The sequence below is a fragment of the Polymorphospora sp. NPDC050346 genome, from assembly GCF_040655695.1.
Lineage (GTDB): Bacteria > Actinomycetota > Actinomycetes > Mycobacteriales > Micromonosporaceae > Polymorphospora > Polymorphospora lycopeni.
On record NZ_JBFAKM010000052.1, the window covers coordinates 20,145 to 38,766 of the forward strand.

At 68.8% G+C, this 18,622-nt stretch carries 20 protein-coding genes and 1 pseudogene; 11 read left to right on the forward strand and 10 right to left on the reverse strand.

From position 1 onward, the window contains the following. The first annotated feature begins 8 nt into the window (after window positions 1-8). From AB0I42_RS33670 to AB0I42_RS33680, 3 genes are all read left to right on the forward strand, one after another. A complete protein-coding gene (locus tag AB0I42_RS33670; RefSeq protein ID WP_357543800.1) occupies window positions 9-611 on the forward strand; it encodes a hypothetical protein in 603 nt (200 codons plus the stop codon). A gap of 13 nt (window positions 612-624) precedes the next feature. Then, window positions 625-1,620 (forward strand): LLM class flavin-dependent oxidoreductase, encoded by a 996-nt coding sequence (locus AB0I42_RS33675; protein ID WP_357543801.1) that lies wholly within the window; start codon window positions 625-627, stop codon window positions 1,618-1,620. Between the two features lie 68 nt (window positions 1,621-1,688). Further along, entirely contained in the window at window positions 1,689-2,360 is a 672-nt protein-coding gene (locus AB0I42_RS33680; protein WP_357543802.1) for a MurR/RpiR family transcriptional regulator, read from the forward strand. Here the strand turns inward: AB0I42_RS33680 and AB0I42_RS33685 are convergent. Then, a complete protein-coding gene (locus tag AB0I42_RS33685) occupies window positions 2,266-3,582 on the reverse strand; it encodes an RNA-guided endonuclease TnpB family protein (RefSeq protein ID WP_357543803.1) in 1,317 nt (438 codons plus the stop codon). The two genes, AB0I42_RS33680 and AB0I42_RS33685, sit on opposite strands and share 95 nt — an antisense overlap. A 181-nt stretch (window positions 3,583-3,763) precedes the next feature. Here AB0I42_RS33685 and menC point away from each other — a divergent pair, with 181 nt between their 5' ends. Then, complete coding sequence (menC, locus tag AB0I42_RS33690) at window positions 3,764-4,885, forward strand: o-succinylbenzoate synthase (RefSeq protein ID WP_357543804.1); 1,122 nt, start codon at window positions 3,764-3,766, stop codon at window positions 4,883-4,885. Between the two features lie 79 nt (window positions 4,886-4,964). Here the strand turns inward: menC and AB0I42_RS33695 are convergent, their stop codons facing one another. The 8 genes from AB0I42_RS33695 to AB0I42_RS33730 form a co-directional block, all read right to left on the reverse strand. Then, entirely contained in the window at window positions 4,965-5,264 is a 300-nt protein-coding gene (locus AB0I42_RS33695) for a hypothetical protein (protein ID WP_357543805.1), read from the reverse strand. A gap of 52 nt (window positions 5,265-5,316) precedes the next feature. Continuing rightward, window positions 5,317-5,730: an Imm1 family immunity protein gene (locus AB0I42_RS33700; RefSeq protein WP_357543806.1), complete on the reverse strand. Its 414-nt coding sequence runs from the start codon at window positions 5,728-5,730 to the stop codon at window positions 5,317-5,319. Continuing rightward, entirely contained in the window at window positions 5,727-5,894 is a 168-nt protein-coding gene (locus AB0I42_RS33705) for a DddA-like double-stranded DNA deaminase toxin (RefSeq protein ID WP_357543807.1), read from the reverse strand. The genes AB0I42_RS33700 and AB0I42_RS33705 overlap by 4 nt, the downstream gene beginning before the upstream one ends. Then, a complete protein-coding gene (locus AB0I42_RS33710) occupies window positions 5,861-6,070 on the reverse strand; it encodes a hypothetical protein (protein ID WP_357543808.1) in 210 nt (69 codons plus the stop codon). The genes AB0I42_RS33705 and AB0I42_RS33710 overlap by 34 nt, the downstream gene beginning before the upstream one ends. After that, entirely contained in the window at window positions 5,997-6,746 is a 750-nt protein-coding gene (locus AB0I42_RS33715) for a DUF6244 family protein (protein ID WP_357543809.1), read from the reverse strand. The genes AB0I42_RS33710 and AB0I42_RS33715 overlap by 74 nt, the downstream gene beginning before the upstream one ends. Before the next feature lie 645 nt (window positions 6,747-7,391). Next, window positions 7,392-7,940 carry an XF1762 family protein gene (locus AB0I42_RS33720; protein WP_357543810.1) on the reverse strand — a complete coding sequence of 183 codons (549 nt, stop codon included), beginning with the start codon at window positions 7,938-7,940 and terminating at the stop codon, window positions 7,392-7,394. Further along, window positions 7,937-8,467 carry a hypothetical protein gene (locus AB0I42_RS33725; RefSeq protein WP_357543811.1) on the reverse strand — a complete coding sequence of 177 codons (531 nt, stop codon included), beginning with the start codon at window positions 8,465-8,467 and terminating at the stop codon, window positions 7,937-7,939. Before AB0I42_RS33725 ends, AB0I42_RS33720 begins: the two co-directional genes overlap by 4 nt. A gap of 22 nt (window positions 8,468-8,489) precedes the next feature. Continuing rightward, complete coding sequence (locus AB0I42_RS33730) at window positions 8,490-9,206, reverse strand: hypothetical protein (RefSeq protein ID WP_357543812.1); 717 nt, start codon at window positions 9,204-9,206, stop codon at window positions 8,490-8,492. A 656-nt stretch (window positions 9,207-9,862) separates the two neighbouring features. Here AB0I42_RS33730 and AB0I42_RS33735 point away from each other — a divergent pair. After that, window positions 9,863-10,723: a hypothetical protein gene (locus tag AB0I42_RS33735; protein ID WP_357543813.1), complete on the forward strand. Its 861-nt coding sequence runs from the start codon at window positions 9,863-9,865 to the stop codon at window positions 10,721-10,723. On the opposite strand, the gene AB0I42_RS33740 is transcribed toward AB0I42_RS33735, so the two are convergent. After that, window positions 10,658-13,210: a tetratricopeptide repeat protein gene (locus tag AB0I42_RS33740; protein ID WP_357543814.1), complete on the reverse strand. Its 2,553-nt coding sequence runs from the start codon at window positions 13,208-13,210 to the stop codon at window positions 10,658-10,660. The genes AB0I42_RS33735 and AB0I42_RS33740 overlap by 66 nt on opposite strands. Before the next feature lie 2 nt (window positions 13,211-13,212). Here AB0I42_RS33740 and AB0I42_RS33745 point away from each other — a divergent pair, with 2 nt between their 5' ends. From AB0I42_RS33745 to AB0I42_RS33770, 6 genes and pseudogenes are all read left to right on the forward strand, one after another. Further along, window positions 13,213-13,578 (forward strand): hypothetical protein, encoded by a 366-nt coding sequence (locus AB0I42_RS33745; RefSeq protein ID WP_357543815.1) that lies wholly within the window; start codon window positions 13,213-13,215, stop codon window positions 13,576-13,578. Window positions 13,579-13,888: 310 nt separating this feature from the next. Then, window positions 13,889-14,227, forward strand: coding sequence for a pilin (locus AB0I42_RS33750; RefSeq protein ID WP_357543816.1), 339 nt, complete (start codon window positions 13,889-13,891; stop codon window positions 14,225-14,227). Between the two features lie 3 nt (window positions 14,228-14,230). Then, window positions 14,231-15,412, forward strand: a complete 1,182-nt coding sequence (locus AB0I42_RS33755) for a hypothetical protein (protein WP_357543817.1) — start codon at window positions 14,231-14,233, stop codon at window positions 15,410-15,412. A gap of 390 nt (window positions 15,413-15,802) precedes the next feature. Next, window positions 15,803-16,072: pseudogene (locus AB0I42_RS33760) on the forward strand (PrgI family protein); the annotation flags it as partial. 36 nt (window positions 16,073-16,108) lie between these two features. Continuing rightward, window positions 16,109-16,729 carry a hypothetical protein gene (locus AB0I42_RS33765; RefSeq protein WP_357543819.1) on the forward strand — a complete coding sequence of 207 codons (621 nt, stop codon included), beginning with the start codon at window positions 16,109-16,111 and terminating at the stop codon, window positions 16,727-16,729. A gap of 86 nt (window positions 16,730-16,815) precedes the next feature. Beyond that, a complete protein-coding gene (locus tag AB0I42_RS33770; protein WP_357543818.1) occupies window positions 16,816-18,594 on the forward strand; it encodes a conjugal transfer protein TraC in 1,779 nt (592 codons plus the stop codon). Window positions 18,595-18,622: the final 28 nt, after the last annotated feature.

Below are 18,622 nucleotides of genomic sequence, written 5' to 3' on the forward strand. Positions count from 1 at the left end.
AGGCAGCAGTGACAGACACACGAAGCGAACAGAAAGGTCAGGGCAACCCCATGGGAATGGACACCACCGAGTATGACAAGCGGCAGGTGCTGGCCCTGCACAAGCAGTGGTGGAAGGCGAACGTCGGGCTCGACATCCCGGCCATGCGCGAGTGCTTCCCCTCGGGCAACGCCTTCTCGATGTTCAACCGCAACAGCTTCACGTACTTCGGCGTCGAGGAGGTGGCCAAGCTCTGGCAGCACTTCATCGACACCGGCATCCCGCCCCGCCTGACGCAGACCGTGGCCGTCCTGCGCATCGAGGCGCGCGCCGACACCGCCTGGGTCATCAGCGAGCTCACCTACCGGCGCGTCGCCCCCGTCCAGACCGAACGGCACTGGGAGGTCCCCGACGTCGACCAGACCCTCGGCAGCAAGGCAACCGAGATCTATCACCGCGACAACGGCGCGGGCGTGCCGGCGTGGAAGATGTGGCACTTCCACTCCGGACCGCTTCAACCCTTCCAGGAGCCGCGCCCGGCTTTCGACGACACGCTGACCGACCGGGGCCTCGGCGGCAACCCGTACGGGGAGCCGATCACCTACACCTTCACCCTCGACCGGCCGGCCTGAGAGCGCGCGGACGATGACGGAGAAGCGCGCCCCCCGGATGTCGCTGATGCTGAGCAGCGCGGTCCCGCCCGATCAGACCCTCGCGGTCGCCCGGTTCGCCGAACAGTCCCGCTACTCCAGACTCTGGATCACCGAGGACTACTTCCGTAAGGGCGCCTTCTCCACCGCCGGAGCCGCGCTCGCGGCGACCGGCGGCATCGAGGTCGGCCTCGGCATCGCGTCCCTGTACGTGCGAAGTCCCGCCACCTTCGCTATGGAGGTCGCCACCCTCGACGCGATGTTCCCGGAAAGGTTCGAGGCCGGCATCGGGCTAGGCAGCCTGCGGGCCCTCGACACCCTGGGCCGCCGGCCCGACAAGGCCATCGGGTCGTTGACCGACCGCCTCCGGCTCCTGCGCTCGCTGCTGTCCGGCGCGGACACGCGCTGGCGGGACGAGTTCGACACCCTCGACGGAGTACGGCTGGACTATCCGGCGACGAAGCCCCCGCGCCTCTGGGCGGCCGCTGAGTCCCCCCAAATGCTGCGAATGGCCGCACGGGAGTCGGACGGGCTCATCCTCTCGGCGCTCTCCTCGCCCGGGTACGTCTCCTGGGTACGTCAAGAGATCGCGCCTGCGCTCGCCAAGCGGGGCGTGGACCTGCCGATCGCGGCGTTTGTCTACACCAGCGTCCACGACGACGAGGAGGTCGCCTTCGGCAACGCACGGGAACTCGTCGCCGCCCGGCTCGCGTCCGGCCGCGTGGCGCCCACCCTCGCCCGAAGCGGGCTCTGGGAGCAGATCGAGCCGCTGCTGGGCCGCCCGGTCGACGACCTGCGGCCGCGGCTGGGGCCGGAGGTGGTCGGTAGCTTCGTCGCCTACGGCACGGTCGCGTCGTGCCGGGAACGCCTCCTCGCGTACGCGGCCGCCGGCGTGGACGAGATCGCGCTGGCCCCGATTCCGGTCGCGGGGAAACTCAACCTCACCGAGGTGATGCCCCTCCTGGCACAGTTCGTTCGTACGACACCGTGAAGACCCCACCACGGGGACGCTGACGCTATCGTCTCCCTGCGGCGGCCGCCCTGACCGAAGGACCGACAGTGACCCTCGACGAGACGCAGATCCACAGCACCGAGTCGGACAACCGCAGCCTGGTCAGCCCGAGGGACCGCTACGCGGCGCGGCTGCAGATGAACATGTCCGCCGCGAACCTGCGGGCCCGGGTGCTCGACGCCGAGCTGCGAAACCTCCAGCGGACCTTCGACCACCTGGGCGAGGACGACTCGCTCGTGCGGGCAGCGAGCGGCATCGTCAGCGCCCGGCGCCGCTTCATTGTCGGTGCGGGCAAGAGCCTCGCCCACGCCACACTGCTCGCCTGGGACCTCTCCGCCGGCCTCGGCCAGGTGCTGCTGGTCGACGAGGTCACCGTCCGCTCCCTCGACGTGCTCCTCGACGTGCGCCCCAGCGACGTCCTCGTCGCTTTCTCCTTCCGCCGGTACCAGCGCCGCACCGTGACGGTCGCGGAGGAGTTCGCGGCACAGGGTGGGGTCGTGATCGGGATCACTGACTCCCCGGACGCGCCGATCGCCCGGATCGCGCATGAGGTCGTCGTCGTACCCACCGTCAGCGCCTCCTACGCGGACTCGCCGACCGCCGTTGCCGCGGTCATCCACCTGCTCACGACGCTGACCACCGCGAGCGCGAAGGGCGCGCGGCGTAGGCTCGCCGAACGGGAGCGCCTGCACCAGGCGCTCGACACGTACCTGGATTGACATCCTCCCCGTCCTGAAGGACGGGGATTCCCGTGGTCGCCCTCGGGTTTTCCTGCTTCACCGTCGACTGCCCCGAACGGAGGTTTCCCCGTTGAGGTCTTACACCGTCTCCACAGGCTGTCACCGCCTGTCCGGCGGCCAGAATGTTGCGTGCCGCGTTCACGTCCCGGTCGTGGACGGTGCCGCACCGGCACGCCCAGGACCGTACGTTCAGCGGCATCCGTTCAGCGAGGGCACCACACGTGGAGCACAGTTTCGACGACGGGAACCAGCGGTCGACGACGACCAGGTTCCGGCCGTGCCAGACAGTCTTGTACTCCAGCATGGTGCGGAACTGCCGCCAGGCCGCATCGCTGATCGCGCGGGCCAGGCTCCGGGTTTTGACCATGTTACGTACGGTCAGGTCCTCGATCACGAGCGTTTGGTTCTCACGCACGAGTCGGGTGGTCAGCTTGTGCAGGTGATCCCGCCTGCGGTCGGTGATCCGGGCATGCACACGGGCGACCTTGAGCCTGGCCCTGGCCTGGTTCGCCGAGCCCTTCTCCTTCCTCGCCAGCGCGCGTTGGGCTCTGGCGAGAGCCTTGCGGTCGCAGCGCTCGTGTCGCGGGTTGGTGACCTTCTCCCCGGTCGACAAGGTGAGCAGGCTGTCGAGCCCGGCGTCGATACCGACCGCACCCGAAGCCGTGGCCTGCTCGATCACGTCATCGCACAGCAGCGACACGAACCAGCGCCCGGCCGCGTCCTGCGACACCGTCACCGTGGACGGCGACGCACCCTCGGGCAGTGGCCGCGACCAGACGATATCGAGGGGCTCGGCCATCTTCGCCAAGGTCAGCTTCCCGTCGCGCCACCGGAACGCGCTGGTGGTGTACTCCGCCGACCGGCGCGACCTCTTCCTGCTCTTGAAGGTCGGGTACCTGGCGCGCCTGGCGAAGAAGTTGGTGAACGCGACCTGCAGGTGCCGCAACGCCTGTTGCAGCGGCACCGAGGAGACGTCGTTGAGGAACGCCAGCTCCCCGGTCTTCTTCCATCCCGTCAGCAGAGCAGACGTGGCGTTGTAGTTGACCCGCTCCCGGCGCAGCGTCCACGCCTGGGTACGAGCCGCGAGCGCCATGTTGTAGACCAGCCGGACACACCCGAACGTGCGCGCAAGCTCAGCCGCCTGCGCCCTGCTCGGGTAGAAGCGGTACCTGAACGCCCGCTTCACCGCCTTCGCAGTCACGCCTCACAAACTAGCAAGCCAACGAGTGAACCTTGCAGTGACGGGCGGGTGGACGCCTATCCACCGTGGCTACGGATCGGCTACCCCTGTCCTGCTCCGCAGGAGTTCCGTTTCCTCTCCGGCCTGAAGGCCGAAGAATCCACGGAAGGAATCTGATGACGGCGACGCCGGAGGCACACGGGTGAGGGTCATCGGTATAGATCTCTATCGGGTCAGGCTGCCGCTGAGGTCGACCTTCGAGACCAGTTCCCACCGCAAGAACGCAATTGAGCACATCCTCGTCCGTCTCCACGACGAGTCGGGCCTCGACGGCTGGGGCGAGATCGCGTGCGGTAACGGACCATGGTTCTCCTCGGAGTACGTCTCGACCGCATGGGCCGTCGCCACGGAGTTCCTCGCCCCCGCGGTGCTCGACCATCAGTGGCGACATCCCGGCGAACTGAACGCGCGATGGTCGGGGATCGCCGGGCACCAGGCGGCGAAGGCAGGGTTCGACGGCGCCGCATGGGACCTGTCGGCCAGACGCGACGGCGTACCGCTGACGGTCGCTCTCGGGACTTCGCCGAGGACGATCCCGGTCGGCGTCTCGGTCGGCATCGAGGAGTCGACCCGGTGCCTGGTCGAGCGCGTGGGCGGATATCTCGACGAGGGATACCACCGGGTGAAACTCAAGATCAGGCCCGGCTGGGACGTCGAGCCGGTCCGGGCGGTGCGGCGCGCCTACCCCGACCTCCTGCTGCACGTCGACGCCAACGGCGCCTACCGGCCGGGAGCCGAGTCCGACGAGGTGATGCGCCATCTGGACGGGCTGGGGCTGGCCATGGTGGAACAGCCGTACCCCGGCCGGGACTTCGTGTCTCACGCCCGCCTGCGGCAGCGGATCGCGACACCACTGTGCCTCGACGAGTCCATCGAGGACGCCGCCGACCTGGAGACGATGGTCACGCTGGACGCGGCACAGGTGGTCAACATCAAAGTCTCCCGTGTGGGCGGTTTGACGCCGGCGCTGGCCCTCGCCCGGCAGTGCGCCGGAAACGGCGTCAGCGTCTGGTGCGGCGGCATGCACGAGTTCGGAGTGGGTCGCGCGGCCAACATCGCCTTTGCGTGCGATCCCGCCTTCGGCTACCCGAGCGACCTCTCCGGCTCCGACAAGTACTTCACACACGACATCGTCGATCCGCCGATCATCGCGCGGGACGGATACGTTTCCCCAGCGCCGGGCCCCGGCCTGGGCTTGGCGGTCGACCTGGCCCGGATCGAGTCGGTCGCCCTCGACATCAACCGGTGCCGAGCCCCGCGCTGACATCCGCCCTTCATTCACCCCACGCCCGTTGGGGAGCACGGTCGGTGAGGCGGCCGAGCATCGTCCGGACACAGTCCCCTCACGCCCGAGGGAACACTGAATCGCCTTCACGATAACGACGGTCGTGGCGGTACACCCCCACGCCCATGGCCAGCGGCTCATTCGCCGCAGGCAACGGCGGTGAGATCCTCGCCGACGCCATAGCGCCAGCGCCGGTCGGGTCGTGGTCGCCTACGCCGTGGACCAGGTCCCGGTTGAGATCCTCGCCTACGCCGTAGCGCCAGCGCCGGCACGTCGCGTCGCGTCGACCGGCGTCATCGGCGCGATCAATGTTGAGACCATCGCCGTCGCCGTAGCGGCAGCGCCGGCTGACGATCATCTTCGACCAGGTGCCGTACGTCGAGCGCCGACGGATGGCAGTCGACTTGACCTCAGACCGGTTCCGTCATTGGTTGCCAGTCGATGTGGCCGGGGCGTTGTCCGTCGGTGGTCAGTAAGTCGCGTGCTGCCTGTCGGGCGGTTGCCGGGTGGATGCGGGTCCTGGCCGTTGCGTACTCGGTCGGGGTGCCGCCGTAGTTGAACCAGATCGGCTCGCTGGCGGGTTCGAGGGCGGGATCGACGGCCCAGACCTGGCCGGGGTCCAGGTATGCGAACGAGCGATCGGGGTGCCCCAGTCCGATCTGGAGGATTCTCTGTTCGTGCCACGGGTCGCCGTGGTCGGGGTTGAACAGGTTGACCATCTGTGGCCGCCGTTCGTCGGTGATGTGGTCGAGCACGGTGTCGAGTTCCTCAACGGTGGCGACCGAAACGGCGGCGTTGCGGCCCCACTGTACGGCGAACTTCACGACCGGATCCCTTTCCCGTTTCCCTCGTACTCGTCGTAGTACCGTACGCCTTCGGGTGTCTCCGGCGCCTTCACCCAGACCCGCATCCGCTGGCCTGGCCGCAGCAGACCGGGCAGTAGGGTGTCGCAGCTCAAGGGACCGACACAGACGTCGTTGTTGACCACGACATCGACGCTGTCGGGGGCTTGGTTCGGCGCATCATTGCCGCCGCGTACGACTCCACGTGGCTGATGACGGTCATCCAGCCACGCGCCCGAGGTACCAGGTCATCGGCCAGCGAGGGGTCCTCTTTGGACCGGATTGGTCGACGGGTCAACCGACGCCCGTCCGGATCGAACATCACGCCATGGGTCGGCCCTGGTCCCCGTCACGTCGAGGTAGTCGCCGGGCCGCGTCCCCGAGCCACGCCGGCACCGGCCGGCCGGTCGGCGTGTCGGCAGATGCCGGATCGGGTGCCGGCGACCCCGAAGGTACGCCCACACCCGCAGCCGGTTTCCCGAACCGCCGAGCTGACCCGCCTCGGCAACGGCCGCCTCGACAACCCGCACGGTGTCCGTACCGTATTGACCGACCGCGACCAGGGCCTGTCGGACCGCGTCCAGCCGCGCCATCATCACACCAGGATCGCCACCCCGCAGAATCTCAACGGTCAACTGCCTGGCCTGGTCAACCTGGCCGATACACCGCCCGACCTCGGCAGGAAGCTCGCCCAGACGATGCAGTAACGGGGCAAACGCGGCGGTGATCTGACCGGCCGTGGGCTGTGCGTGCGCGCCGGCTACCGCTGTGCCGGTCTCGCCGACTAGCACCGACAGGCCACCGATCCCGGCCTGGAGCTGCCCGAGCAGGTCGCGGACCCTGGCCATCTCACGGGCGACGCCGATGAAACCTGCCCCCGCCGCATGCGCGACTACCTGCTGTGCGGAGTGATCAGCCGCCGCGGTCTGCTCCTGCGCATGCCTGATAGCCGCCGTCATCGCGTGCAGCCTGCTCTGGATGGAATCGATCAGCGACACGCCCACCTCCCGCTCAACCAGCCCATCATCGGCAATGATCCGGCCTCCACGAAAGTCGGACGGGCGAAATGTTCGAACGGACAGCTATGGACAGGCATCACTTGGCCACTCTCGGTTTCCCGATGCTGCGTTACGGGTGCCGATGCCGCAGATCGTCGTGGCATCGACCACACGGTGATCGGGTAGCAGATCTGTCCGCCGCCCATTGTGGATCTTTGCGAGTGAATTGTCGTCGGGGACAGCTATGGGCGTGGACAGCCCAAGGGGCGCCTTGATCGGTAGACGAGCGGTGTCGGGGCTGTGGTAGCTGAGATCGCTGCAGTTCTGCGGTTCGTCGCCTGAGCTGGTCCTGTACAAGCCGCCGAAAACCAACCGGAGCGTGCCGGTGAACTCAAGGGCCCGGTGGACATGCCCGAAGACCCACGTCCTCCCGGTGACAGTGCAGGCGAGTGGTTTCGGATCCGTATGGTCCTTGCCACCAGGGGGCCTGTAGCCGATCGTGGAGCGGGCTGGTGACCGCGGCCCCGACGCTGGCCGTAGGCGGGGTCGCGAGGACCTGCTCAGCATCGCCGTAGACAGTGATCGCCTCATCCCGGTGCTGCAGGAACCGGTCAGCCGGGTCACCCGGGTTAGTGTCGAAGATGGTCATCCGGTCTCTCCGCCCTGCCGCCGGGGACGCCGGGGCGGACGACGAACCACGCCTGCCCAGTCGGAAGTGGTGACCTGCCACCAGGTACGAGCCACACCGTCAGCCTCGTGTGAGGTGCGGGGTCGGCTCGGCCGGTCCCAGCCGGGGGTGGCGGGCAGGTCGGCTACGGCGGTCCAGCCTGCGGCGCGGAGGCTGGTGCCGGGCTCGCCGGAGCGGGTGTAGGTGATCATGCGCTGGTAGCCCATGTGGCGGGCGACGCGCCAGGCGGCGGCCAGGAGGACGGAGCAGGCGTTGCGGGAGCCGTCGGTGGCTAGGCGGGTGATCTCGGCGGTGAGTCCGTCGTCGAGGTGGCGGGCAACGGGCCGGCCGACCACCGCCACCCCGAGCAGGTCCCCGGCGGGGTTGGTCAGGCCGAGGGAGAACTTGTGCCCTTGCGGCGGGGTGAGGTGGCGGTGGTGGTCGGTGATGAATTCTCTGGCCTGCCGGTAGGTGACGGGGCGGACGCGAGGCCGGGGCACGCGGCGGCGGCGGGGGTCGGCGATCATCGGCACGTTCCCTGCTCGTCGGTTGCCAGCGGATCCGCCGCTGGCGGGTGCCGGAATACGCGGGTGTCCTCGTAGGCGGTCTGGTGGAGGAGAAAACCGTCGGGCAGCGGGAGGGGCGCCTCGGGCAGGCGTGTCGGCGGTGTGCGAACGAGGCGGCCGTCGCAGACGTTGGCGAGCAGGCCGATGCTGTGCTCGATGAGCGTCGCCCTGGCCCCGGTTCCGGTGGACGGGACTGTGTCGGGGTCGGCTGTGTCGTTGGGGTGGCGGCGCGGCGTGACCACGACGGTGGCGTCCGGCCGCAGCACCGGTACGCAGCCGGCGAGTACCGCAGTCGAGCCGGTGGTGAGGTCGACACGGCGGGGGCGGTTCGCGACACGGCTGAGTATGGTGGGCCCGTACGGCGGCGAGGTCACCACCAGCACGGCACGTTCCCGCCGCATCAAAGCGAGCGCATCCGCCAGGTTCCCGCGACGCTGCGCGGCTACCGGGCGCTGCTCGAGCCACACCGGCCGCTGCGGCACGGACACCAGCGAGGGACCGGGTCGGGTGTCAGCCACGGTGGCCTCCCGCTACGACGAACACGAGGACGTCAACGTGGGTGCGTCGCCCGGCGGTCGAACTGCCGGAGTTCGTGTCGTCGTCGGACGTGGTGTCGCCCGTGGTGAGAGCGATCGGGACGGTGATCGCGATGATGCGCTGCAGGTAGGCCATTCCGCCGACGTGCGCGACCGGGATCAGATGGTGGGTCTGCTCCGGGTAGCTGCCCGCCGGCTGGTTGGGGTCGACGATGAAGACCGCGAACCCGTCCCGGGTGACGACCAGCCGGAAGGCGCGGAACAGGTCCGCCACGGCGTCGGCTGCCGCGTCCGACCGGGGCCACCGCAGCACGATGAGGTCGACCCGGACGTCGTCCACGTCGGTGAGATCGGCTGGATGGGTGACCGGCAGGTAGAGACGACCGGCTGCAGTAGTCGCTTCCTCTAGGACTGGGTCGCCGTCGAAGTCGACCACGGTCGTGTCACGCTGACTGAAGGTCACGACGATCCGCCGCGCCAGCCGCTGCCGGAACGACTCCTCGTCATCGCCATCTCTTGGCACGGCGCGCCAGACCGAGATCGGTACCGGTGGGCCGTCGGTGAGGTCCACGCGCAGGAAGTCGCGGTACGCGACGTCAGCGGGTAGGGACGTGTCGCGAATCGCCGGCTCGCCGTACGGCGGCTGATGCGACTCGCCATGGTGCTCGGGTGTTGCGAAGGGATCGGTCATCGGTAGGTGGCTTCCACCGGCGGCCCGTGCTCACGACTCCCAAAAGCGCACCCGACCGCGGATCTGCGGGGGCTCGCCTGTCGTACCCGAGCCAACAGCACCCAACAGCGACACGGCCGTGGACGCGCTCGCGGCCACGAACCCGGACCGCTCACGCAACAGCGGACCGGGGACTACCCAACAACACGCGACGACCGGCCCAACAAGCAGCGCGTAGTCCTGCGGACAGGCGGGCCACAGACCGCATCCGGCAGGTTCCTGCCGGCAAGGAGGACGGCTGACAGGTCACAGCATCCCGTGCATCGAGCCGACAAGGCCGGCGGCCTGGCCATGAGTGCACCCGGCGAGGTGGCGAAGACCTCGACCGCTGCCGCTGTTGGCCAACTACCCGCCAACAGCGGCTGGCAGGCCCGTGAGCTGGCCCGACAGCAACTCCCCACACCTGCGGCCCACGCACCGGCTCCCGGGTATCACACCGACACGGTCGCGCGGATCAAAGCTCTGACCTGCACCCAACAGTTGGCCATGCCTTACCTCTCCCCCACCGCCGTTGCCCAACAGGGTTGGCGTGTCGCTATCACTGTTGGGTGGCCGTGCGTGGATGGGCCGTGGCCGTGCCGACCGGTGCGGCGCTGCAAGGATCTCAGGAGAGTTTCATGCCGTCCGTCTCTGACGGGGAGTCGCCGCTCGACTCCCACCAGCGCGCGTTCAACCTGCTCATCCGCCGGCCTGCGCCAATCGCCTTCGACGGTCGCGGCTTCTCCGGCTGTCCCCAACGGATCATGGCCCTGGACGAGCTGAAGACCTTCCTGCTCGACCACGACACGACACCGGAGGTCCGCGACAGCGTGTGGCGCGAACTGGTCGTACGGGCTCGCCGCGACGGCGCTGGATGGGGCATCGGCGCGATCGGCATCGCCATGCCCGGCCTACGCAAGCGGGCCGGCGACATCACCCGCGGCTACCGCGGCGACACCGACGACATCGACGCCGAGATGCTCAAGACCTTCTGGGAGCAGATGCTCCAGCGCGCCGACCTCGACCAGCACCGTATTCTCGGGCGGATGCTCGACGCCGCCGAACGCGCCGGCCGCAAGATCCGCTACCCCACCGTCACCACCGACCCGTTCGACAGCGAACCGGCCGGGCCACGCCTCCCTCTCCACCCGTGGGACCACCCCGAGTTCGTTCTCGCTCGCGCCATCGTCATCGGCGTGATCGACGCCGACGACGCGAACCTCATCGCCGAGACCCGGCTCGAAGGCGTGTCGGTGCAGACCGCCGCCGCCCGCCGCGGCATTCAGGGGCAGCTCGCCTCACACTGGCGCGACCAGGCCGAACAACGACTCGTTGCCGCCATCCGCTCCGGCGACCTCGCTGGTGTTCGCCTGCGTCCGCGGCCCGCCAAGTCTGCTCAACGGACAGTGCTGATGAGCTGGCCCGGTGAACAGTCACCGCCGTTGTGTGGCCAGCGCGTCGAGGAACTCCGCGATATCCAGCGTCTGTCGGTGGCCTGATCCGAGGACGCGCTTGGCCGTCTGGTATGTCTGCTTGGCCAGGGCCAACGCTTTGTCACGACGACCGGCGAGGAAGTAGTAGCTGGTGAGGTTGCTCGCCGAAATCAGGGTCTGCGGGTGATGCTCGCCGAGGACTCGGCGCCGCTCGGCCAGGGTGCGCTCAGCCAACGGAACAGCATCGTCAAGCTGCCCGGCCGCACCATAGGCATGGGCGAGGTTGCTTGCGGACTGCAACGTGTCCGGATGATCGTCGCCGAGCACCCGTCGACGCGCCGCCAGTGTCTTCTCGTTCAGCGAGATAGCGCGCCCCAGATTGCCGGCTTGAAGATACGTGTCGGCGAGATCGCTGGCGGAAATAAACGTGTCTGGGTGGTCTTCCCCGAGGACGCGACGACGGTCGTCATATGTACGCCGGTAGAGCTTGAAGGCTCGCACCTTGTCCCCGGTGGCCTCGTAGACGCCGGCTAGATCATTTGCGGACTCGAACGTGGCCGGGTGGTCGTCACCGAGTACCCGGCGACGCCCTTCGAGAACCTCCTCGTGAAGAGCTGTCGCCCGCTGTAATTCACCGGCCTTCGCCAGCGAACAGGCCAGATTGCTCTGCATTGCCAGGGTGTCGGGGTGATCGGCGCCCATTAGTTCAGTGATCCCCGTGACGATTTGTTCCTGGAGGTCGATCGCACGGCTCACATCGCCCCTCGCCTGGACAACGAAAGCCAGGTTGCTGGCCACGATCAGGGTCTCGCGGTCCTTATCGCCGCGGAGTCGACGGCTGTCAGCAAGGGCCCGTTCGAGCAGCGGAAACGCCTGCTCGAGGCTGCCCGCCGCCCCATAGGAGACAGCGAGGTTAGCGACAGCAGACAAGGCCAGTGCGTTCTCGTCGCCGCTGATCCGTCGGGTCTTGGCGAGGATCTGTTCGTGAAGCGTGACCGCCCGTTTCAGGTCGCCTGCGGACAGGTAGGTTTTGGCCAACAGCATCTGGGCCTTCAGCACGCGGAAAAGGTGGTCCTCCTCGTCATTGCCCAGGGCGGCCACGCCTCGTTCAATATATCGGACGGCCCGGTTAGCGGCGCCCTGCTCCTCCAGGAACGCTCCGAGTTCTATGAGTAGGACGCCGGTGACTGGGTCAGGGTGCTCAGGAGAGTGCCTGGCGAACGCTTCGAGATGGACGAGCAGAGAGCGGTATGCCGGCCACGAGGTCGGATCACGCTGGTCGTGGGGTAGAGCAGCGATGAGGGCGTGGGCGGCAAACTGCCGTGCGGTCTCGATGTCGTCTGCTTGGCGGTGTGGGTCGTGTGGATCGGCTGTACGGGCAACAGCTTGCACCAGTCGGTGCAGGGTCACGGTTCCAGTGTCGAGGTCGGTGGTGAGCATGTTGTAGGCGGCGAGTCGACGGATCGCTTGTGCGATGGCCGGCGGTTCGGCCAACCCGTCGAGCAGCGTCCGGGGAATCGCCTCAGAGGAGTACCAGGCTAGTACCCGCAGCGTGTCGGCGGTGAGTGGCTCGTCGACGAAACGGTCGAGGGTGACGCGCCAGATGCGGGCGATGGTCCGTTCAGCGTCTGTTTCCTCGCCGGCCGCCGAGTACATGGCTGCGGGGTAGGCGGCGAGCATCGACAGGTATTCGCGGGGCGGAACGCCGGCCTGCGCCATGAAGCTGGCGGCCTGCTCGACCGCGAGTGGAAGGCATCCCAACTCCGCGCAGACCTCGGCTATGCCAGACAGGTCCGGCTCATTCGAATAATCCCGCATGATGGCGGCGACTACCTCGACAGCTTCGTCGGAGTTGAGCACGTTCAGACGAATCGTGGCGGCAATGCCCGTCCAGCCGGCTGCCCGCCGACTGGTGATGAGGTAGCGGCCGGCCGACGCGCGCGCGAGCAGATTGGTGATGTCCGCAGGATCGGTGACGTTGTCGAGCACCAGCAGCCACCCCTGATGAGAGGCAAGCCACTGCACTGCGCGCTCGCGCAGCGCGTCGGATGGCAACAGCCCGCCCAACTCCGGCTGCAAGGCCATCGCCAAGCCAGCGAGGCCGGCGTCAATCGCCGCAGGGCTGTCGGCCGTTATCCACCAGACCGGATTGAAGTCGCCCGTTCGGCCTGCAGCCCATCGGGCGGCAAGGGTGCTCTTGCCAATCCCACCAAGACCGTGAACGGCCTGGACCACAACTCCGCCCGGTGCCGCCAGGTGCTTATCGAGGTGATCTAGTGGATTGGTGCGGCCGATGAATATTCCCGGGCGTATGGGAAGGTTCACCAGGGCGGGTGGCGCCTCGACCTGCGCGGGCGACTGTCCCACAGTTGGGGGCAACACCACAGCTTGCGCCGCCCGCACTTGCACGTTAGTCGCGCCGGAGCCGATCGAGACGATCCCGCCGAGATCGCCGCCGATCGCGACGGACTGGGTGCCGGCTGCCTCCACCGACGACCGCGCTTTGGCCGTGGCCGACGGCTCCGGGGTCCGCCGCCGCATCCAGGGGCTCACCGGTGCTGATCGAGCATGGAACTGTCGCCAGTGGACACTACCCCGCCAACATCGCCGCCTACCGCAATCGACCGCACACCAGAGGCGTTAACGGATCGGCCCGACTCCGGCCGGGACCCGTGGCCGATGCCTCCACCGCCACCGCGGCCCGCTATCAACAACGCCGCAACCGCGACCACGAAGCTGGCGATTCCGGCCAACCAGCTAGCAACCTCGATACCCCGTACGCCGAACAGGACGGCGGCCACGCCCAAGCCGACCGCCACGACGCCTCCGACAGCAAGGATCGTCCAATGCCGCGCATGTCCCATGGCCTCATGGTGCCATTTGCGACCTACTATCGCAGCCACCCCTTCTATTACAAGTAGGACATCTCGACAGCCCAGTTGGGTGTCTGTTGGGCAATTGTTAGGTACCGACTCCCGTAGATCACGGCCAACAGCGGCTCTTGGCGGTCACGAGGCCGATCCACCCCGGCACACCGGCCGGGTTCGTGACTGGTCTCGGGCGCCGCCCGGTGTGGGTGGTGACTCGGCCCGGCATCGGCCCGTGCTCACCACGATTCCGAACCTGGTGTGGAAGGAGTAGTGCTTCCACGGTCTCCGCCCGTACGGGCGGCGCCTCCCATCTGTTTTCGAGTACGCCTCGCCGCGAGGCGAGGCGGGAGGTGAAGACCAGATGCGTCGCATCCTGTCCTGTCTGTTCCTATCCACTACGACGGTCGCCGTCGCTTTCAGCGGCACGACCAGCCCGGCCTTCGCCGGGCCGCCGGCTTCGCTTGCGGTCAACGATCTGCCGACCGTGATCAACAACCTCACTGCCTGGATCGTCGGCATCCTGGTCGGTATCGCGACCCTCTTCCTCACGTACGGGGGTGCCCTGTACCTGATGGCCGGGGGCGACCCCGGCCAGGTGGAGAAGGCCAAGGGGGCGCTGAAGGGCGCCGCGACCGGCTACGCCCTCGCGGTACTCGCGCCGGTGCTGCTGAGCATCCTGCGCGGCATCCTGGGCAGCTGACCGGTGCTCTGGGACATCGTCGGGATCTCACCCCTGCTGGACGCGGTCCTGAGATGGATGGCCGAGCGCGTCGCGGAGGTCATCAACGCCCTGTGGGGGTTGCTGTCCTCGGCGTTCCTGATCGTGCCGGATGTTACCGTGCTGCCGCAGGTCCAGGCCGTCAGCAGCCGGGCGTTGTGGATCGTCAACACCTGCTACGTGTTGGCGATCATCGCTTGTGGCGTGGTGCTTATGGCCCGCGACAGCGTGCAGGCCCGTTACGGCGTCACCGAGCTCGCGCCCCGTCTGGTCATCGGCATTATCGCGGCGAACTTCGCGATGCCGATGTCCCGGGAGTTCATCGATCTGGGCAACACGCTGATCCAGGCCGTCACCGGGGGGCCGGTCGCCACCGACGGTTCGTTGGGGCAGTTGCAACGCACGATTCTCACCGCGTTGACCAACCCGGCCAACGCGCTGCTCACGTTGATCATCGGCGGGGTTATCGCGGCCCTGGCCGCGACGATCGTGGCCGGTTGGATCCTGCGCCTTGGCCTGCTGGTGATACTGGTCGGGCTCGGACCGGCAGCTTTGGCCTGCCACGGCACACCCTGGACGGAGCCGGTCGCGAAGCTGTGGTGGCGGGCCTTCCTCGGCGTCTTCGCCACCGTTGGCGGCCAGGCCCTCGCGCTGCACACCGGGCTGACGGTGTTCGTCAGCCCGACCGCGAACCTGCCCGCCCTCGGCCTGCCCGACGATCCGACCGGAACTCTCAACCTGCTCATCGTCTGCTGCCTGTTGCTGGCGGTGACCCGGATCCCGGCCCTGGTACGCCGGTATGTCACCGGCGGCCAATCCCGCAACGTGGTCGGTGCTTTCGTCCGGGTCGCGGTCGTTCAGCAGCTCGGCCGTGCCCTGACCCGTGGCCTGTTGGGCGGTGGCCGTGTAACGGCAAGGGCTGGGGCCGATCGGACGCGCCGCGCACCGAAGGCGGCCAGGCCTGGTGGCGGTACCCCGGCCGGCGGGGTTCCGCTGCCTCGACCAGCCCGCGGCAGAGGCACGACGCCCGGCCCGGTGAGGCGCCGTACGTCGGCTGCGGCGCCAGCGGCCGGCGATCCAGCGCCGGCCGGGGTACCGAAGGTTCCGCCCGGACGAGCCCCGCGCACCGCGCTGCCGCAGCCGATCCGCCGCCGGCGTCGTCGCTGATGGGCTCCCTGGCGAGTCCGGGCGGCGTCGCCGACCGGTCTCCGTTGCGCAACGAGCGGATCGGGCCGCCGGCGGAGGCCGCACCGATGCCAGGACCGCCTGTATCGCGGTGGTCCGCCCGGAACTGGAGTCGGCGGCCCGCCCAGCGGCACGGGTTGGTCCCCGGGACCGTTGACGTCGTCTGGCGGGTCGGTGGTCGGCTTCGCTCCGGCTTCCGCCCACACATGTAGCGGCAGCCGTCGCCGGACGACGGCCACCCAGACCATCCGTGCCTCGGCAGTGGCTCGTGCCACTGCCTCCATCTACGACCCTGGCCGGCCGCTCGCTGCGACGGCAGCGGCATCGGTTGGTCGGACTGATATCCCACCTGACCTGAGGATTGGTGCTTCCATGTCTGATGTTGATCTTCGTGCTCGGATTCCCGCAGATGTCGAGACCCCGGATCGCGTTCTTTACAGCCTGACCGCACGGCAGGTGTCCATCCTGGCTACCGCCGCCGCAGTCGCATATTTGCTGTGGCGGGCGCTGCTGGGGCATGTGCCGATGCCGTTCCTTCTCGCAGCCATGATTCCGCTGCTCGGTGCTGCCACGGTCCTGGCGTTGGGCCGCCGTGACGGCCTGGGTCTGGATGCCTGGCTTCTTGCCGCTGTGCGGGGCTCGCGTGTCCCGCGCCGGCAGGTCCCCGCCCCCACAGGCGTGGGGAAAGCTCCCCGGTGGGCGCCCTCGGTCGGGGCCGAGGGGGATCTGCCCGCGCCGGCGCCGTTGCGGCTGCCGGCGCGGGCGATCGGTGCCAACGGTGTCGTCGACCTGGGCGGGACTAGCGCCGCCCTGGTCGCGGTGACCACCGTCAACCTGGGGCTACGCACCCCGGCGGAGCAGGCCGCGCTGGTCGGCGCCTACGCCAGGTGGTTGAACAGCCTGACCGCGCCGGTGCAGATCGTGGTCTCCACCCAACCGGTCGACCTCGCCGGCCACGCGCAGCGCATCGCCGAGGCCGCCCACCTGCTACCTCACCCGGCGCTGGCAGATGCTGCCGCCGACTACGCCGAGTTCCTTCTCGACTTGGAGGACGAGAGGCAGCCGCTGTGGCGGACCGTCACGATTGTCCACACCGCCACCGGTGCCCGGCGCGACACCGATGTGCTGCGTGCCGCCGAGCACACCGCCGCCGCGTTGCAGGGCATGGGTGCCACCACCCGGGTCCTGAACGGGCCGGCCGTCGCCGCGGTACTCGCCGCCGCGGTGGACCCGTTCACGCTGCCGATGCCCGGTGAACGGGCCCTGCTGGACGCCCCGATCACCGGGGAGGCGTCGTGAAACTGCCCAAACTGCTCCGGTCCCTTCTGTCCGCGCTCGCGGGACGGGCTGCGTCCGCGCCGCCGGCTGGCGCGGACGCCGACACGCTGCCCGCGCTGGTCGGCCCGGCCAGCGTCGAGGTCACTCCGCGCTATCTAAAGATCGGTGACGGCTATACGTCGACGCTGTTGGTCAACGGGTACCCGGCGGAGGTCGGGGCGGGCTGGCTGTCCCCGCTGACCGGCTGGCCCGGGCGCGCCGACGTCGTCATCCACATCGAACCTCTGGCCCCGCAGGTGGCCGCGTCGCGGCTGCGGCGGCAGCGGGCCCGCTTGGAATCGTCCCGGCGTTCGGATGCCGAACACGGCCGCCTGGACGATCCCTCCACCGAGGCCGCCGCGGCCGATGCCGCGGAGTTGGCGGACAGGGTCGCGTGCGGCGCCGCCAGGTTGTTCCGGGTCGGTCATTACGTCGCGGTGCATGCGACGAGTTTGGAGGAGTTGACCGAGTCGGTTGCGCACGTGCGGGCCACCGCGGCGTCGGTCATGCTCGATACCGTTCCGGCGACTTGGCGGCAGATGCAGGGGTGGACGTCCACTCTGCCGCTGGGTGTGGACAGCATCGGGATGCGGCGGGTGTTCGACACCGACAGTCTCGCCGCCGGTATGCCTCTGGCCTCGGCCGATCTGCCCGCTCCGCTGCCGGGTGATCTGCCCAGCGCGTCCGGCGTCCTGTATGGGCTGAACACGGCCACCAACGGAATCGTCTGGCACGACCGGTGGGCCGCCGACAACCACAACTCTGTCGTCCTCGCCCGTTCCGGCGCAGGCAAGAGCTACATGATCAAGCTGGAGACGCTGCGGTCGTTGTATGACGGGGTGCAGGTTCATGTGATCGATCCCGAGGACGAGTACCGGCGGCTCGCCGAGGCGGTCGGCGGCACTGTGATCAACCTCGGTGCGCCGGACGTGCGGCTCAACCCCCTGGACATCGCCGCCGACGACACCTGGCCGGACGCCCGCAACCGGCGGGCGCTGTTCGCCCACACCCTGGTCAACGTGCTGCTCGGCGCCGCCGGGCAGGAGGGTGGCATGGACCCGGTCGAACGCGCCGCCCTCGACCGGGCCATCAACGCCGCCTACCTCGAGGCGGGCGTCACCAACGACCCGGCCAGCTGGAGGCGGCCGGCGCCGCTGCTGCGGGACGTGGCGGCCGCGTTGGAGGCGGACGGCTCCCCGCCGGCGGTCACCCTCGCCGCCCGACTGTCGCCGTGGACCACCGGCAGCTTCAGCCATCTGTTCGCCGGGCCGACCACCACCCGACCCGCCGGCCATCTGGTGGTGTGGTCCACCCGCCAGCTTGCCGACGAGCTGCGTGCCCCGGGCATGCTGTTGGCCTTGGACACGATCTGGCGGGTCGTGGATGCCCCGCCGGCCGCTGATCCCACCGGCGACCGGCGCCGGCTCGTGATCGTCGACGAGGCATGGACGTTGTTGCGCGATGGCGAGGGCGTGCGGTTCCTGAACCGGCTGGCGAAGGCAGCCCGAAAGCGCCGCGCTGGCCTGTCGGTGATCACCCAGGACGCGGCCGACCTGTTGGGCTCTGAACTCGGCCAGGCGGTCATCGCCAACAGCGCCACCCAGGTGTTGATGAGGCAGGCTCCGCAGGCCATCGCGACCGTGTCCGACAGCTTCAGCCTCACCGGTGGTGAGGCACGGATGCTGTTGTCCGCCCAACGCGGAGAGGGTCTCCTGTTGTCCGGGAGCAACCGGGTGGCCAGCCATGCCGTGTCCTCTTACCGGGAGCACGCACTGTGCGTCACTGGTCTGGAGTTCGCTTCAACTTTGCGGGATTCCGGGGCGAACTCCGGAGTGGTGGGCCTGTGAGGAGGTTAGCGGGTCGTGGAGTTGGTCG

Bases quoted from the DNA above. Each gene is read 5' to 3' on its own strand.
- AB0I42_RS33675 (WP_357543801.1), top strand. From the start codon at position 625: ATGACGGAGAAGCGCGCCCCCCGGATGTCGCTGATGCTGAGCAGCGCG.
- AB0I42_RS33710 (WP_357543808.1), bottom strand. From the start codon at position 6,070: ATGTTCGATCCGGACGGGCGTCGGTTGACCCGTCGACCAATCCGGTCC.
- AB0I42_RS33735 (WP_357543813.1), top strand. From the start codon at position 9,863: ATGCCGTCCGTCTCTGACGGGGAGTCGCCGCTCGACTCCCACCAGCGC.
- AB0I42_RS33730 (WP_357543812.1), bottom strand. From the start codon at position 9,206: ATGACCGATCCCTTCGCAACACCCGAGCACCATGGCGAGTCGCATCAG.
- AB0I42_RS33695 (WP_357543805.1), bottom strand. From the start codon at position 5,264: ATGATCGTCAGCCGGCGCTGCCGCTACGGCGACGGCGATGGTCTCAAC.
- AB0I42_RS33720 (WP_357543810.1), bottom strand. From the start codon at position 7,940: ATGATCGCCGACCCCCGCCGCCGCCGCGTGCCCCGGCCTCGCGTCCGC.
- AB0I42_RS33750 (WP_357543816.1), top strand. From the start codon at position 13,889: ATGCGTCGCATCCTGTCCTGTCTGTTCCTATCCACTACGACGGTCGCC.